The sequence below is a fragment of the Hanamia caeni genome, assembly GCF_003721595.1.
Classification (GTDB): Bacteria; Bacteroidota; Bacteroidia; order Chitinophagales; family Chitinophagaceae; genus Ginsengibacter; species Ginsengibacter caeni.
Genome location: NZ_RJJR01000014.1, coordinates 54,371 through 69,953 on the forward strand (window position 1 = coordinate 54,371; position 15,583 = coordinate 69,953).

Genomic DNA, 15,583 nt, shown 5'->3' on the forward strand with positions numbered 1-15,583 from the left:
AAAAAGGCTATTTGACAGCAAAGCAATAAATACCCGGGTTTTTTATTTTACCTGTTTTCGCTAAAAAAATTTAGGAAAGTTGTGTTTATTAAAAAATGATTTTGAACCTTTGAATTGATATTGAATGGTTGAACTGAAATCCACGCAGAATTGTTTACCAGATCATTTATGAACGTATTGCTTAACTTCTAATTGACAAATTATGCTTATCAAATCACATTCTTTCTTTAAAACCTACTGCTACTTTCTGGCAGGATGTTGCATTTTATTCAATGTATCCGCCAAAGCTCAAATCACTCAAAGAAATATTTTACCCGAATTTAAAGATCAGCAATTAGTAAGCTTTTTGATTTCACAGGACGATTTCAAACCTTTTCCCAGGAAGGCTGAAGATTGGAAAAAGATATTGCCTGATTCCGTAATTAATTTTTTAATTGAAAAAGGCGATGAATCGCTTTCCAAGCCTTTTAAAGAGATTCCGGCAACCATAATGTTGGAATTTACGCGCAATAACAACCGCACCGATTATGAAAACATTTCTTTTTCAAAACGAGAACAGTTGTGGAATATGGTAATAGCCGAAGCAGTATCGGGCGATGGAAAATATACTGATCAAATTATCAATGGTATCTGGTCAATTTGTGAAGAAAGTTTTTGGGGAGTAAGCGCCCATGTTGGTATTCAAAAAGCCGGCCCTGGATTGCCTGACGTGGAAGACCCAATTGTAGACCTGTTTTCTGCTGAAACCGGCGCAATACTCGCCTGGACGGATTATTTTGTTGGTCCGCAGTTGGATAAAGTTTCTAAATTAATCCGCCAACGGATTCGTTGTGAAATTGATCGCCGGATTTTCAAACCGATGACTACAGCGCAATATGGCTGGATGGGAGGTGGGAATCCCAAGGCCAAAACCAACAATTGGGCGCCATGGATTGCTTCAAATTATATCACGGCAAATTTGCTGATTCAAAAAGACAAGACTAAAAGAATTGACGCCCTCAACATTGCCATAAAAATTATTAATCATTACATCAACGGTTTAGGCGATGATGGTGGCTGTGATGAGGGCCCCAGCTATTGGACGGCCGCCGGCGCATGCGTTTTTGACGCCTTAAATTTACTCTATGACGCTACCGGCGGCCATTTTGATGTATACAAAAATCCATTCATCAACAAAATGGGCGATTACATTTATAACACCCATATTGATGGAAAATATTTTATCAATGTAGCCGATGCCCATCCTACGATGCAGCCGGATGGTTTATTAATTTTCCAATATGGCAAAGGCGTGAGTAATGGAGACATGATGAATATGGGAAGCTGGGCTTTTCACACGTATGACGAGAAAGGCTCAGGGCGCTTTCACCGTACCCGCGCTCTTTACAATCTTACAGCCATTAAGGCTTGCTCAGCATATCCGTACAAAGAAAATCCCGTGAAGGACGTTTGGTATAGCGATGTGCAGCTAATGGCTTCGCGAACTGATAACGGTTTATTTGTTGCTTCCCATGGAGGAAACAATGGCGAAAGCCATAATCATAATGATGTCGGCGATTTTATGGTATATGCGGATGGGAACCCTGTAATTATTGACGTTGGTTCGGGTACTTATACTGCCCGCACATTTTCCAAGGAACGGTATCAACTTTGGTTTAATACTTCAGCCTATCATAATTTACCTACAGTTAATAATACAGAACAACAAGAGGGAGGCCGTTTTGCTGCCGCTGATGTAAGGTATCAAAACAATAAAAGCAGTTCGCGGCTTACTATGGATATTGCCGATGCTTACCCGCCTGAAGCAGGAATTGAGAGTTGGAACCGTGAGGTAAAATTGAATAAAGAAAAAAATGACATCGAGATAAAAGATCGGTTTGAATTGAAGAATGAAACGAAAAATATATTGCAAACTTTTATGACCGTTTGCAATACAGATATCAGTTCGCCAGGCAAAATCATATTTTATCTTCCGGGTGAACAAAAAGTTTTTCTCGATTATGATACAAAAATCTGGAAAGCCAGAAAAGAAAAAATAGAATTAGTAACGCCTGAAGACCAGGGTTTAAAAGAATCATGGGATGGCCGTGACATTTGGCGGGTACTGTTACAATTAAAAAAACCTGTCAAAAAAGCTTCGGTTATGTATACAATTCATAAATAACAATTTCCCGTTTCATGTAGTCAATCTGCTTTCGCAACTTATTCAGTGAGCGTCATCGGGGCCGTTTATTTTAAACAGTTGAGTCTATATTTGCGAAAAAGAATAACGTATGGATTTTGATAACCGGGCGTTTCCTGCGCATAATTGAAAACGAACTGAATCGAAATGAAAAAAAAATTTACAACATGAAATTTAATGAACTATTTGCTCTTACGGGAAAAACTGCATTGGTTACAGGCTGCTCTCGGGGTATTGGCGAATCAATGGCAATAGGGCTGGCACAAGCAGGGGCAGATGTGATTGGGGTATCCGGGACACTAAAGCCGGGAAGCCGTGCTGAGCAGGAAGTAAAAAAATCGGGAAAGAATTTTTCTGCTTATGCCGTGAACCTCGGCAATAGGAAAGAAGTCTATGATTCAATTTCAAAAATAAAAAGCGCGCATCCTGTCATCGATATACTTGTAAATAATGCAGGCATCATCAAACGCAATCCCGCTGCTATCCACAGCGATGAGGATTGGGATGCTGTACTCGACATTAATCTTGACGCTGCGTTTATCCTTGCCCGTGAGTTTGGGAAAGAAATGATAAACCGTGGCAGTGGAAAAATTATTTTTACCTGCTCATTGCTTTCTTTCCAGGGTGGAATAAATGTTCCGGGTTATGCTGCAAGCAAGGGGGCAATTGCCAGTTTGGTTAAAGCATTATCGAATGAATGGGCATCAAAAGGAGTGAATGTAAACGGTATTGCACCTGGCTATATCGCTACCGATAACACAAAGGCTTTACGCGAAGATGAAACAAGAAGCATATCAATTCTTGACCGCATACCGGCTGGCAGGTGGGGCGTTCCGGAAGATTTTATCGGGCCAACTGTTTTTTTAAGTTCGCATGCGTCTGATTATGTAGATGGCGAAATACTTACGGTTGACGGGGGTTGGATGGGACGATAATTATTTTATTAATAAAAAGGGGAATTTTGAAAAAAAGAATCTGAGTATCTATTGTTACTTTATAATTTTTTTAATGATACGTTTTTTTAATCATCTTATTTGAAAAATCAACTTACCTGTTATGAAGAAAATTTCATTTGGTTTTTTATTCCTGCTAATGATGGCTGGTGCTCAAGCACAAACAAGCGCGTCAAAGAATACCATGCAAAACTTAATTAAAGAAAATTTTGCATTTGCGGATACGCAATACCGTTATATGATGACACTGACTCCGCCGGACAAACTACCGCAATCTTACGATGCAAAAAATGACAAGTTTATTGCGCGCAACATTGGCTGGTGGTGCACCGGTTTTTATCCGGGCTCACTCTTATATATTTATGAACAAACAAAAGATGAAACATTAAAGCAGGAAGCGGAAAGAGCGCTGAAGCTCATTGAGCCAAATAAGTTCGACACCGGCACGCACGACCTTGGCTTTATGATGTTTTGTAGTTTTGGAAATGCCTACCGTCTTTTTAAAGATGAAAAATATAAGGATATAATTTTCCGATCCGCACAATCATTGGCTACCCGTTACAGGCCTTCTATAAAATCCATTCAAAGCTGGAACAGTAATAAATATTTTAAATGCCCGGTTATAATTGATAATATGATGAATCTGGAACTGCTTGATTGGGTAACCGATAATGGAGGCGATAAAAAATATAAACAAATTGCCATTAATCATTCCAATACTACCATTAAAAATCATTACAGGCCTGATTACAGCTCTTTTCACGTGGTAGATTATAATTTACAAACCGGCGGCGTTATCCGCAAAGCTACCTGGCAGGGCGCCGCTGATTGCTCGTCATGGTCGCGGGGGCAATCGTGGGGTTTGTATGGATTTACAATGATGTATCGATTTACAAAAGATAAAAAATTTCTTGAGCAGGCAAAGCATATCGCCCATTTTATTTTAAACAATCCGAATCTTCCTGAAGATAAAATTCCTTTCTGGGATTTTGATGCGCCTCAAATTCCTTACACACAAAGAGATGCTTCTGCAGCAGCCATCATGGCTTCGGCGCTTCTTGAATTGGGGCAATACACCAGTGGCAGCGAAAAGCAAAAATTTATTTCCAATGCGGAAAAAATCCTGCAATCTTTAGCCAGCGATAAATACCGGGCAAATGCAAAAGAAAATGGCGGCTTTATCATCATGCATTGCACAGGTGCCAAACCAGAAAATTCCGAAGTAGATGTGCCCTTAATCTATGCCGACTATTATTTTTTAGAAGCATTGAAAAGGTACAAGGACTGGTATTTGTAGGACACAAGAGGCAAAAAGCAAAAAGCAAGAGGCAGAAGGCAGAAGGCAGAAGACAGAAGGCAAAGAGCAAAGGGCAAAGGGCAGAATAGGACAGTAAACAAATAAAAAAATGTTTTTTTATTTTATCTTTTTTTGAGGTCAAAAAATAAATCATGAAATTATTCCTGTGCATTTTTACTTTATTCATTACTACCAAAGGATTTTCACAGGTACACAATAATAAAGTAGAAATGAACGCCATTGAACGTTCTTATCTTGTAAACACACTTGCAAAAATTGCAGACCCTGTATTAATTGCCCTGAGTAAAAATGAACTGAAAACGCAAATGCCTGTAGAATCTTCCGGCGAGGGAAGAGCCCAATTTACACACCTCGAAGCCTTTGGACGCTTGCTTTCCGGAATGGCGCCGTGGCTTGAATTGGGTCCTGATGATACAAAAGAAGGTAAACTGAGAAAAAAGTATATCGAACTGGCGAGGATGGGGCTTCACAACGCAACCGATTCTACGGCTGCTGATTATATGAATTTCAATTGTTGTGGCCAGCCGGTGGTGGATGCGGCTTTCCTCGCGCAGGCGTTGCTTCGCGCCCCAGGTCAGTTGTGGTATCCTTTGGATAAAACCACCAAAGCCAATGTTATCGCTGCTTTACGAAAGAGCGGCCAGATTACGCACTACGACAACAATTGGGTAATGTTCAGCGCCACAATAGAGGCTGCACTATATAAATTCAGTGGCAGTTTTCACCGGGATGAAACCATTGGTTATATAAATCAATGCCTGGGCTATTATAAAGGAGACGGCGTTTACGGAGACGGCGAAAATTTTCATTGGGATTACTATAACAGCTTCGTGATGCAGCCCATGCTGATTGATGTATTAAAAACGATTATTGAGCAAGACAGCGTGCGCAATATCTCAAATTCCGATTTGAAATTGAAATACAAATTGGTATTAAAACGCGCACAGCGCTATGCCGAAATCCAGGAGATGCTTATTTCTCCTGAGGGCACTTATCCTGTGATAGGACGTTCTTCTGCCTATCGCTTTGGCGCTTTCCAGTTGCTGTCGCAAATAGCGCTGATGCAAAAGCTATCCGATATTATTAAACCGCAACAAGTGCGTGCGGCTCTTTATACTTTGATAAAGAGACAAATTGAGGCGCCCGGAACTTTTGATAAAAACGGGTGGTTGCAAATTGGTGTATACGGCCATCAGCCTGCTATGGGCGAACCCTATATTTCTACCGGAAGTTTATACCTCTGCTCAGAAGCATTTCTGATGTTGGGATTGCCAGCAGAAAATATTTTCTGGCAGGGCAAAGATGAGCCCTGGACTTCAAAAAAAATCTGGAGCGGACAAAACACAAAACGTGATCATTCGATTAATTTTTAAAATTTGCAAGACCTGCGACAGCCCATGATGCGGTTGTAAAAAAATAAATGAAAATTTGAAAAGGAAAACACATGATTACGAAAAAAGCTTTTATCATCACCATAGAAAATAAATAAATTATGAATGAAAGTATCGAAACAAGACATGCGCAAAGCCCGGCAGAAACTGCACGAATGGATACTGAACAACTTAGAAAAAATTTTTTAATAGAAAAGGTTTTTGAAAAAGATACCATCCATCTTACGTTATCATTTTATGACCGCTACATTTCTGGCGGCGCCATGCCGGCAGATAAGCCGCTTGAACTTCCAAACCCGGACAATCTGAAAGCGCAATATTTTCTGGAAAGAAGAGAAATGGGCATCATCAACGTAGGCGGAAAAGGCACAGTAGAGGCTGATGACGAAAAATATGAGCTGGATTTTAAAGAAGCCTTATACATCAGTAAAGAAACAAAAAAAGTAATTTTTTATTCTGCAGATAAATCGAACCCAGCAAAATTTTACATTAACTCTGCACCGGCTCACCATAAATTTTCAACCAAAAAAATTACGAAGAAAGAAGCAGAGATTGTAACACTAGGTTCTTTGGAAAATTCAAATCACAGGACCATAAATAAATTAATTGTAAACAGCGTGGTGCAAACCTGCCAGTTGCAAATGGGAATGACGGAATTGAAAACCGGAAGTGTGTGGAACACGATGCCGGCGCATACGCACGACCGCAGGATGGAAGTTTATTTTTATTTTGAAATCCCTGAAGGCCAGGCCGTTTGCCACTTCATGGGTGAGCCGCAGGAAAGCCGGCACATCTGGATGAAGAACGACCAGGCGGTGATATCGCCGAACTGGAGCATTCACGCAGGCGCCGGCACTTCTAATTATACTTTTATTTGGGGAATGGCTGGCGAAAACCTGGATTATGGAGATATGGACGTGGCTGCTGTAAAGGATTTGCGCTAATTTTTTTGTGGCTGCTAAAAGGCATTCTTTTGCCGGCATTATTTTTTTAATGCCGGCAATCTTCGGTATCGTTTGCGTAAATAAAAATGCAATTCGGGGGCTATATTATAAAAATGGTTTAGAATTGTAACGAAACGTAAAGTGAAAAAACTGAATTTTAAAAATGAAATTATCACCCTCTACTTTAAAAAACATATCTGCTGTTAAGGTATCAATTCCCGATCAGCAAATTCTTGAATTGCCGGAAAAAGTTTTACAATTTGGCACCGGCGTATTGCTTCGCGGCCTGCCGGATTATTTTATTGATGCAGCAAATAAGGCTGGCATTTTTAACGGCAGAATTGTTGTGGTAAAATCTACCTCAAAGGGCGATACCAGTGCCTTCGACAGGCAAGGCAGCTTATATACATTGTGTGAACGCGGCGTTCAAAACGGACAAAGAGTAGAGCAAAATATTCTTTGTTCCGCTATCAGCCGTGTTTTAAATGCCCAGACTGATTGGACAGAAATCTTGAATTGTGCGCACAGTGAGGATATGCAAATCATTATTTCAAACACAACGGAAGTAGGTATTCAATTGGTTAAAGAGGATATACGTAAAGAACCGCCTGTTTCTTTTCCGGGAAAATTACTTGCATTTTTATATGAAAGATTTACTGCTTTCGAAGGAAGAAATGACAAAGGACTTGTAATCGTTGCCACCGAACTAATTCCCGACAACGGGAAAAAACTGGAATCCATCGTGTTGGAATTAGCGCATCTTAATTCCCTGGAAGATGATTTTATTGAATGGCTTGAAAACAGTAATTTCTTCTGCAATTCTTTAGTGGACAGAATTGTAACAGGTATGCCTGAAAAAGAATTGCGCGACCAGATTGAAATAGAACTGGGATATACGGATGATTTAATGATCGTTTCGGAAGTGTACAGTCTGTGGGCGATTGAGGGCGATGAAAAAATAAAAAATATTCTTTCGTTTGCAGAAGTAAATGAAGGAGTCGTAATAACACCTGATATTGAATTGTATCGCGAATTAAAGTTGCGATTGTTAAACGCAACACATACCTTAACCTGCGGCATAGCTTTTCTGGCCGGATTTGATACTGTTTATAAATCAATGGAAAACAAAGAATTTTTTTCATTCATCGAAAAGCTGATGAGAAATGAAATTGCACCTTCCATTCCTTTTCAAATTGAAAATACAATTAAACAGGATTTTATTTCCAAAGTTCTTGATCGTTTCAAAAACCCGCACATCGCCCATCATTGGATAAACATCACGCTTAACTACACTTCAAAAATGCGAATGCGTTGTATTCCTTTATTGATGCAGCATTACAAACAATCAGACATCGCTCCTGCTTTATTTACTTTTGGTTTTGCGGCCTATCTTTGCTTTATGAAAGTGGTGCAGCAAAAAGGTAAAGAATATTTTGGCGAAGCAAATGGTGAGGAATATTTGATTGAAGATCCCTCGGCGAATAAGTTTTATCATTTTTGGAAAAACAATAATGTTGAAGAGGTAGTAAATGAAGTTTTAAGTGATACTTCTATTTGGGGCGATGATCTTTCACAACTGCCCGGTTTTGCAAAATCGGTAATTAGTAATTTGAAAAGCATTGAAGAGAATGGTATGAAAACAACCCTCGAATATCATTCAAAAATATCGGTATAATTATGAAAAAGAAAGTAATGAAAATTCATCCGGCGGATAATGTGTTAGTGGCATTAACTGACCTGGCTGCCAATGAAACGGTAGAATATAACGGTGATGGTTACACGCTCACTACCCGTGTTCCGGCAAAACATAAATTTGTCATGCATGATATGAAGCCCGGAGACGAAATATTTATGTATGGCGTTTTGGTAGGCCGGGCTGAAATTGAAATTCCCAAAGGCAGCCGGATTACTACATCAAATGTAAGGCATGCTGCCAGTGGTTTTGAGGTGGCAGAAAGAAAAACAGAATGGCACATTCCTGATATTTCAAAATTTAAAAATAGAACGTTTAATGGCTTTCACCGCGCTGATGGAAAAGTGGGAACTGCTAATTACTGGCTGGTTATTCCATTGGTTTTTTGTGAAAACAGGAACGTCGAAGTATTACGGGAGGCGTTGGTTAATGAATTAGGATACGGCAGAAATCAAAATAAAAAACTTGAAGTTTCCAAGCTCGTTCATCTTTATAAAGAAGGAAAAAATATTGATGAGATTTTGAATGCGGATGTGGCATCTAATATTGACGAAGAAAAAAAGCAAAGAATTTTCCCCAATGTAGATGGCGTTAAATTTTTATCACACGAAGGCGGCTGCGGTGGAACGCGCGATGACGCACAAGCCTTATGTGGTTTACTCGCAGGATATATTACACATTCAAACGTAGCAGGAGCAACAGTTTTAAGCCTTGGTTGCCAGAATGCGCAAATTGGAATTTTGCAGGAAGAGATAAAAAAGAGAGATAAAAATTTTTCAAAGCCTTTATATATTTTGGAACAACAGCAGATTGGGAGAGGTTCAGACATGATTTCCAAAGCGATCAAACAAACATTTGCAGGATTAATTGAAGCTAATAAAATTGAGAGAAGGCCAGCGCCTCTTGACAAACTAACTATTGGTCTTGAATGTGGCGGCTCAGATGGTTTCAGTGGCATCTCTGCTAACCCTGCAATAGGTTACACATCAGATCTTTTGGTAGCGCTTGGCGGCACTGTGATACTCTCTGAATTTCCTGAACTATGCGGTGTGGAACAAAATTTAAGTGACCGTTGTGTTGATAAAGAAACTGCCGTACGATTTGGAACATTGATGAGAACTTATAACGACAGGGCAAAAGCTGTGGGTTCTGGTTTTGATATGAATCCATCGCCTGGAAATATAAAAGATGGGCTCATCACTGATGCGATCAAATCTGCGGGCGCTGCAAAAAAAGGAGGCACATCACCGGTTACAGATGTTCTGGACTATCCTGAAATGGTTACAAAGCCTGGATTGAATTTGCTTTGTACACCGGGTAACGATGTCGAAAGCACCACTGCTGAAGTAGGTTCAGGAGCCAATATAGTTTTGTTCACTACTGGATTAGGAACACCGACCGGCAATCCGGTGGCGCCCGTTATCAAATTGTCAAGCAATACTATCCTGTTTAATAAGATGAATGATATTATTGATATCAACACGGGAACTATTATCGAAGGAGAGGAAACGGTGGAACAAGTGGGCGAAAGAATATTAGATTATGTAATTAAAGTTGCCAGCGGTGAAATTGAGGTAAGTTCAGTAAGGCATAAACAAAATGATTTTATTCCGTGGAAAAGAGGAGTGAGTTTGTAAGTGATTAAAATAAAAAAACCCGGGCACGATTCCGGGTTTTTGTTTAGTTGAATAACTATCAATCTACGCTTTAATAAAAGGCTTTACAATAGCGAGTATTTCATCTTTTGACAGGGGCTCATCAAATGCTTCTGATGCGGCCGCTGCAGAAATATCCATTCCCCCAATATTCGTGATGGTAACTCCCGCCTGCATTACGTTTTCTTCGCCATTATAGCTCGCCTGTACCGCTGAAGTTCCGATTCCGCTTTGATTCAATGTAATCCACGGTTTTACGGTAACACCGGAAGGAACGAGGTATCCTGCCGCCTGCCTCATTTCACGGAGATGCGCTGCATGTCTTGCTTCTACTGAATGGATCTGGAGGGCAGCAGTAAGGTAATCATTGTTGGAAATCAAATTGGGAGCCTGGCCTTTATAAGCCCTTACGCCGGTGTCTTCAAAAGTTTGGGCTACTGCCAGCAGTGTTCCGTAATCTGAAAAAACATTACCGAAGGCACCACCTGCAGTGAAATCAAAATTGTCAGCCGTCAACGACACGGGTGTGCCTCCGGCAGCTTTGATAGCAGTTGTTAGAAATTTTACGTGTTCATTTTCATGGTCGCGTATTTGTGTAAGTGCCGTCAATGCATCCCCGGAAGGGATGATTCCGGAGCTAACCGCTTTAATGTAAAAATTAGATTCAAGGTATTCAAGCGTTAGTGCAAAATTCAGCGTGTCAAAAATGATATCAGTTGGCGCTGTTGGCGATGAATAGGCCTTTTGAAACATTGACCCCAAAGCAAAAGGGATAGATGCAATTGCAATGCGCCCTGATGTTTTTGCGAAGGCTTTCATTGCATTTCTTCGTGTATCCAGCCTGTCGTATACTTCAGGATCTGTTTTTTCTATTTCGGAAAATATATTTTGTAAGTTCATAATTATAAATTTTAACTGGTGGGTAAATTACTTGCGTTGATTTTTGTTTTCAGAAATGCGCTGGCAATGGTTAATACTTCGTCCGGCTTTTTCGCCTGGTCCAGGCCATTCATATCTACTACATCCATAGCTGCGAATGATCCGGCTTTTACCATGTCGCGAACCCACGCCGCATGTCTTGCTTCTACCGATACAATTTTTCCTGCGATGGTGAGGTAATCGGGATTGGTAATTAAGCTACCTGCGCCGTTGTAGGCAGATACGCCCAAATCTTCAAACGCAACAGCTGTTCCCAAAACGCTGTCTCTGCTTGTAAAATCAATTTTGCTAAAATTTACTTCAAGGTCCTGTATGGCCTTCGATGAAAGAGCTGCTTTAAAAAATTCGCGGTGTGCAATTTCATGATCTCTTATATCCTTCAGGTACGCCATCTCCATGTCTTTGATCCCGCTAAACGGAGTTTTAATAACCTGGGTATAAAATGCGGCCTCCAATTGTTCCAGGGCATAAGCGTAATTTAAAATGCCGATATCACCGCTTCCCAGGTCAACTCCTGAATTGTTGTGCATCGGCGTTGTCTTTCTGCAGGATGCAGCGGCCACGGCTATTGCAGCGCCGGCTCCTCCCATTATTCCAAAGAATTTTCTCCTTGAAAATGAATTCGCCATTCCTTCAATTTGGGATGGCTGAACTTCTTTTTTTTCTTCTTGTAACATAATTTAATTGATTAAAGTGATTAATAAGTAGTTGATAATTTTTATCAATTCATTAATACTTACGAAATATGTTTCGCCCTGGATTTAAAGAATTTTCAGAAATAGAAATTTTTTTCTAAAAAGGAAGAAATCCGTGAAGGCCTGGAGTTACCGGGCTTTAGAATTAATTGTAAAATATAAATCAGCCCTATTCATGGGTTCACTGGAAATAATAACGGAGGGAACTTTTAAAAAATGTTTCCTGGTAAGAGTAAAAAAGAATAAGGATTGTTGAATTACATTTTGCCTATCACTACCATCTGGTCCATGGTAGGAGTGGGGCTGCCTCCGGCTTTTTCAAGTGTGATTGCAAATGCATCTACGTTGCCGAAAGATTTCATTTGCTGTATATGGTAAATACCTTTGGAAGTTTGTATCATGCCGCCGCTTACTGGTTTGCCATCCACGATGGCCCAAAGCTGGTATTGCTTGCCCTCCGGCGCTTTAGGAAGGTTTGATGGATCAATATAAACCTGGCCAGTATTTTTTAGCCAGAATATTTTTGCTACCGCTTCAGGCGCTTTGTCAGTACCTTTTAATACCACTGGCATTGCATATTTATCAGTAACTACATTCAGGTCGCGGGTCATCGCTTCATTCGATTTTTCTTTCTCCTGGAGTCGTTGCTCGGCTGCTGCCAACGCCTTTTGCGTGTTGTGGTATTTATTAAAATAAGAATAATTTAAAATGATGCTGCCAATTAATAATACAATCACGGCTGCAGCAACCCATTTATAAAATATGGGGATCGTATTTCTTGCCTGTAAAGATATCACCGGCGATGGGTGAAAATCCTGAGAGGAGTTAAGCTGATCCGCGACAGGTTTTTCATCTTCAGAAAACAAGCGCTCCATTAATTTTTCTTTTACAGAAGGAGCAGGAGGTGTGGCGTGGAGCTGCGCATAGTTTTCCAATGACAATTCAATATTATCCAGTTCCTCTTTAAGTTCGGGAAACTGTTGCAGGTGCTTTTCCACCACTTGCGATTCTTCCGGAGAACAAGCGCCCATGGCATAAAGCTCAAGCAAACCTGATGATATGAATTCTTCTTTACTCAATTTATGTTACTAATAATTTTTTTAATACGGAAATCCCGGACCTGATTCTTGTCTTCACTGTACCTAAAGGAATTCCGAGTGTTTTTGAAATTTCTTCCTGCGTAAATCCCTCGAAATAGGCGAGATCTATCACTTTTTTTTGTTCTTCCTTTAATTGCATAGTTTGCTCCCTCAGGCCTAATGTGTCAAATTTATCATTTTCATTACTATTGTTATTGACTGTAGTTACGGCAATATCAGAATTTTGGATTTTTGTCTGGGTTTTATATCCTTTGCTTCTGATGGTATCTATGGTCAGGTTCCGGGTAATGTTTAACATCCATGTAAAGAGCCTGCCTTTGGTAGCATCATATGAGGAAAAGTTATTCCAGATTTTTACAAATGCTTCCTGCAGTATGTCTTCCGCTAAATGTTGATCGCTGATTAATTTACAAATTACTGTGTTCAGAGCGCCGGCATAATTATCATATAAATAGCTAAAGGCAGATTGATCTCCTGTTTTGAGTAACAAGATCAATTCTTCTTCGCTATATTTTTTTATGTGCGGCAAATGTTATGTTATCAGTTTTATACGATGTAAATTGATGAAAGAAGCTGTTTGGTGAAAGTAAATTTTTTACAGTAAATAAAGAAAAAGATTAGTTTTTTATTTTGTTGTAGCAATGAATTAAACATTAAATCATGCAATCAATTATTTTGCCAATTTAATATCGTTTTCTGAAATGCTCCGGTTCTGCCTCTTTGTAATTACTTCTACTTGGCTGCAGCTAACCAATCACGAGGGTTTCAGCCATATTGATGAATTCACCTCTTTTATTGCACTCTGCTAATTCTTTCTTCTTCTCTGTTTGGGATTATGTTAATCGTCCTTTTTATAACGTTCAATTTTTTAAAAATAAATATGGATCTTCATTTCCGGCGCGGCGCTGAAATGGCAAGCACGGCAATTTTAAGTGAACAAATAAATAAGCGGATTTTTTATTTCGGCTGCTCTTCGCTGATTCGAAACTGTGATTCAGATATTCTATTTAAAATTAATTTTACTAATCTTTTAAAATTGAAAATTTACGTTCAACGTTTTATTATTAATTTCAATACTTCTTTCTAAAACCTAAAATTTTTTTGCATGAAAATTACCTCCTTGTTGTGTCTGGGATTTTTTTTACTTTTCGCTCCATCCCTCAAAGCTCAAAACGATCCGGTAACTGACAGTTTAAATCAAAATAATGACTGGCCAAATTTGCGGCGCTATAGAAGTCAAAACGTAAAGGCAGGATTGCCGGCCCCCGGTGAAAACAGGGTAGTGTTTATGGGAAACTCTATTACCGATGGCTGGATAAATGCGCGACCGGAATTCTTTTCAAAAAATCCTTATATCGATCGTGGCATAAGCGGGCAGACAACACCACAGATGTTAATCAGGTTTCGCCAGGACGTAATCGACTTAAAACCCAAAGCGGTAGTGATTCTTGCCGGTATCAATGATATTGCTGAAAATACTGGCCCATCCAGCGTTCAGATGATTGAAAATAATTTAATGTCAATGGCAGAGCTCGCCAAAGCCAACGGCATTAAGGTGGTTTTATGTTCGATAACACCTGCAAATGCCTTTCCGTGGCGGCCTGCCATAAACCCTATTGAAAAGATTGCTGCGGTTAATAAATGGATGAAAGAGTACGCTGCGAAAAATAATTTTGTATTCGTAAATTATTTTGATGCGATGGTGGACAATGCAAAAGGATTGCCTGCAAACTTATCCAAAGATGGCGTTCATCCAACGCCGGAAGGTTATCAGATAATGGAATCGCTTGTGGTGCCAGGTATCCAAAAAGCGTTAAAGAGCAAATAGGATAGTTATCAATATAATTTTTTTAGGGTGTTTACCGTTCATATAAAAATATGTAGGCCGGGCACAGCAAAACTTAACTTCGGGTTATTATTGCTTGCAGGAGTTCTCTAATTAACAGCTTTTTTTGGCGATGCCTGGTATAAATTGTCACAGATGAAAATTTCTCTTTTATTTTTTCTGTTTTCAACACTATTTTATTGTGATAATATTTTTTGCCAGCAATTAGATAAACAAAGCATAGCTGACTTGCAGGTAAGCAATGCCATTGAGCTTTATGACAATTACAATTCGGAAAACGCGCCTTTATACACCGGCGAAGCCTACGTTTTTTACACGATGAGAATGGAGGGCTCGCCTTATTTTAAAACCGGCGATTTTACTACCGGGTGGGTAAGCTATAAAGGCCGGAAATATGATTCGCTGAAATTGCTGTATGACGTTACGAGAAACCTGCTGGTTACGATGTATCCAAACAATATTTATTTCATCACAATTCAGAATCAGTTTATAGATAGTTTTTCACTTTCAGGCCACAAGTTTATTTCGCTTGAAGAAAACCATAAAGAAAATTTGTATACCTCCGGTTTTTTTGATTTGCTGTACAATGGTAACATCCGGTTTCTTGCAAAATATTCAGAATCCCTCATGACGGTGATTGAAGGGCAGGTGATTGTAACGAAATTTATGAATCGCGACCGGTATTACATTCATAAAGATGGTTTGTATTACCTCGTGAATAATAAGAAAGATGTATACCGTGTTTTTGCTGATAAACTTCACGAGTTAAAAAGAATGATGCGACGCAACCATGTAAAATTGAAGCGTAATAATTTTGAAACCGCTATGGTGAAAGCCTCAGCATTTTATGATCAGATAACCCATTAA

At 39.5% G+C, this 15,583-nt stretch carries 13 protein-coding genes; 9 read left to right on the forward strand and 4 right to left on the reverse strand.

Going from position 1 to position 15,583, the window contains the following annotated elements; all coding sequences use genetic code 11:
- The first annotated feature begins 202 nt into the window (after positions 1–202).
- From EFY79_RS16115 to EFY79_RS16150, 7 genes are all read left to right on the forward strand, one after another.
- Positions 203–2,164, forward strand: a complete 1,962-nt coding sequence (locus EFY79_RS16115; RefSeq protein ID WP_123121761.1) for a heparinase II/III domain-containing protein — start codon at positions 203–205, stop codon at positions 2,162–2,164.
- A 185-nt stretch (positions 2,165–2,349) separates the two neighbouring features.
- Positions 2,350–3,117 (forward strand): SDR family NAD(P)-dependent oxidoreductase, encoded by a 768-nt coding sequence (locus EFY79_RS16120; protein WP_123121882.1) that lies wholly within the window; start codon positions 2,350–2,352, stop codon positions 3,115–3,117.
- 121 nt (positions 3,118–3,238) lie between these two features.
- Entirely contained in the window at positions 3,239–4,432 is a 1,194-nt protein-coding gene (locus EFY79_RS16125) for a glycoside hydrolase family 88 protein (RefSeq protein WP_123121762.1), read from the forward strand.
- 152 nt (positions 4,433–4,584) lie between these two features.
- A complete protein-coding gene (locus tag EFY79_RS16135) occupies positions 4,585–5,826 on the forward strand; it encodes a DUF2264 domain-containing protein (RefSeq protein WP_123121764.1) in 1,242 nt (413 codons plus the stop codon).
- Positions 5,827–5,945: 119 nt separating this feature from the next.
- The gene (kduI, locus tag EFY79_RS16140) at positions 5,946–6,788 is read left to right on the forward strand and encodes a 5-dehydro-4-deoxy-D-glucuronate isomerase (protein ID WP_123121765.1); all 843 of its coding nucleotides are present in this window, start codon (positions 5,946–5,948) and stop codon (positions 6,786–6,788) included.
- A gap of 163 nt (positions 6,789–6,951) precedes the next feature.
- Positions 6,952–8,463, forward strand: a complete 1,512-nt coding sequence (locus EFY79_RS16145; protein WP_123121766.1) for a tagaturonate reductase — start codon at positions 6,952–6,954, stop codon at positions 8,461–8,463.
- 2 nt (positions 8,464–8,465) lie between these two features.
- Complete coding sequence (locus EFY79_RS16150; RefSeq protein WP_123121767.1) at positions 8,466–10,118, forward strand: UxaA family hydrolase; 1,653 nt, start codon at positions 8,466–8,468, stop codon at positions 10,116–10,118.
- Between the two features lie 63 nt (positions 10,119–10,181).
- On the opposite strand, the gene EFY79_RS16155 is transcribed toward EFY79_RS16150, so the two are convergent.
- The 4 genes from EFY79_RS16155 to EFY79_RS16170 form a co-directional block, all read right to left on the reverse strand.
- Positions 10,182–11,036 (reverse strand): ferritin-like domain-containing protein, encoded by an 855-nt coding sequence (locus EFY79_RS16155; protein ID WP_123121768.1) that lies wholly within the window; start codon positions 11,034–11,036, stop codon positions 10,182–10,184.
- An 11-nt stretch (positions 11,037–11,047) separates the two neighbouring features.
- Positions 11,048–11,752 carry a ferritin-like domain-containing protein gene (locus EFY79_RS16160; protein WP_123121769.1) on the reverse strand — a complete coding sequence of 235 codons (705 nt, stop codon included), beginning with the start codon at positions 11,750–11,752 and terminating at the stop codon, positions 11,048–11,050.
- A 275-nt stretch (positions 11,753–12,027) separates the two neighbouring features.
- Positions 12,028–12,849: an anti-sigma factor gene (locus EFY79_RS16165; protein ID WP_123121770.1), complete on the reverse strand. Its 822-nt coding sequence runs from the start codon at positions 12,847–12,849 to the stop codon at positions 12,028–12,030.
- A 1-nt stretch (position 12,850) separates the two neighbouring features.
- Entirely contained in the window at positions 12,851–13,399 is a 549-nt protein-coding gene (locus EFY79_RS16170) for an RNA polymerase sigma factor (RefSeq protein ID WP_233578037.1), read from the reverse strand.
- A 576-nt stretch (positions 13,400–13,975) separates the two neighbouring features.
- Here EFY79_RS16170 and EFY79_RS16180 point away from each other — a divergent pair.
- Positions 13,976–14,698 carry an SGNH/GDSL hydrolase family protein gene (locus tag EFY79_RS16180; RefSeq protein ID WP_123121772.1) on the forward strand — a complete coding sequence of 241 codons (723 nt, stop codon included), beginning with the start codon at positions 13,976–13,978 and terminating at the stop codon, positions 14,696–14,698.
- Positions 14,699–14,851: 153 nt separating this feature from the next.
- On the forward strand, positions 14,852–15,583 hold the full coding sequence (locus tag EFY79_RS16185; protein WP_123121773.1) for a hypothetical protein: 732 nt from the start codon (positions 14,852–14,854) through the stop codon (positions 15,581–15,583).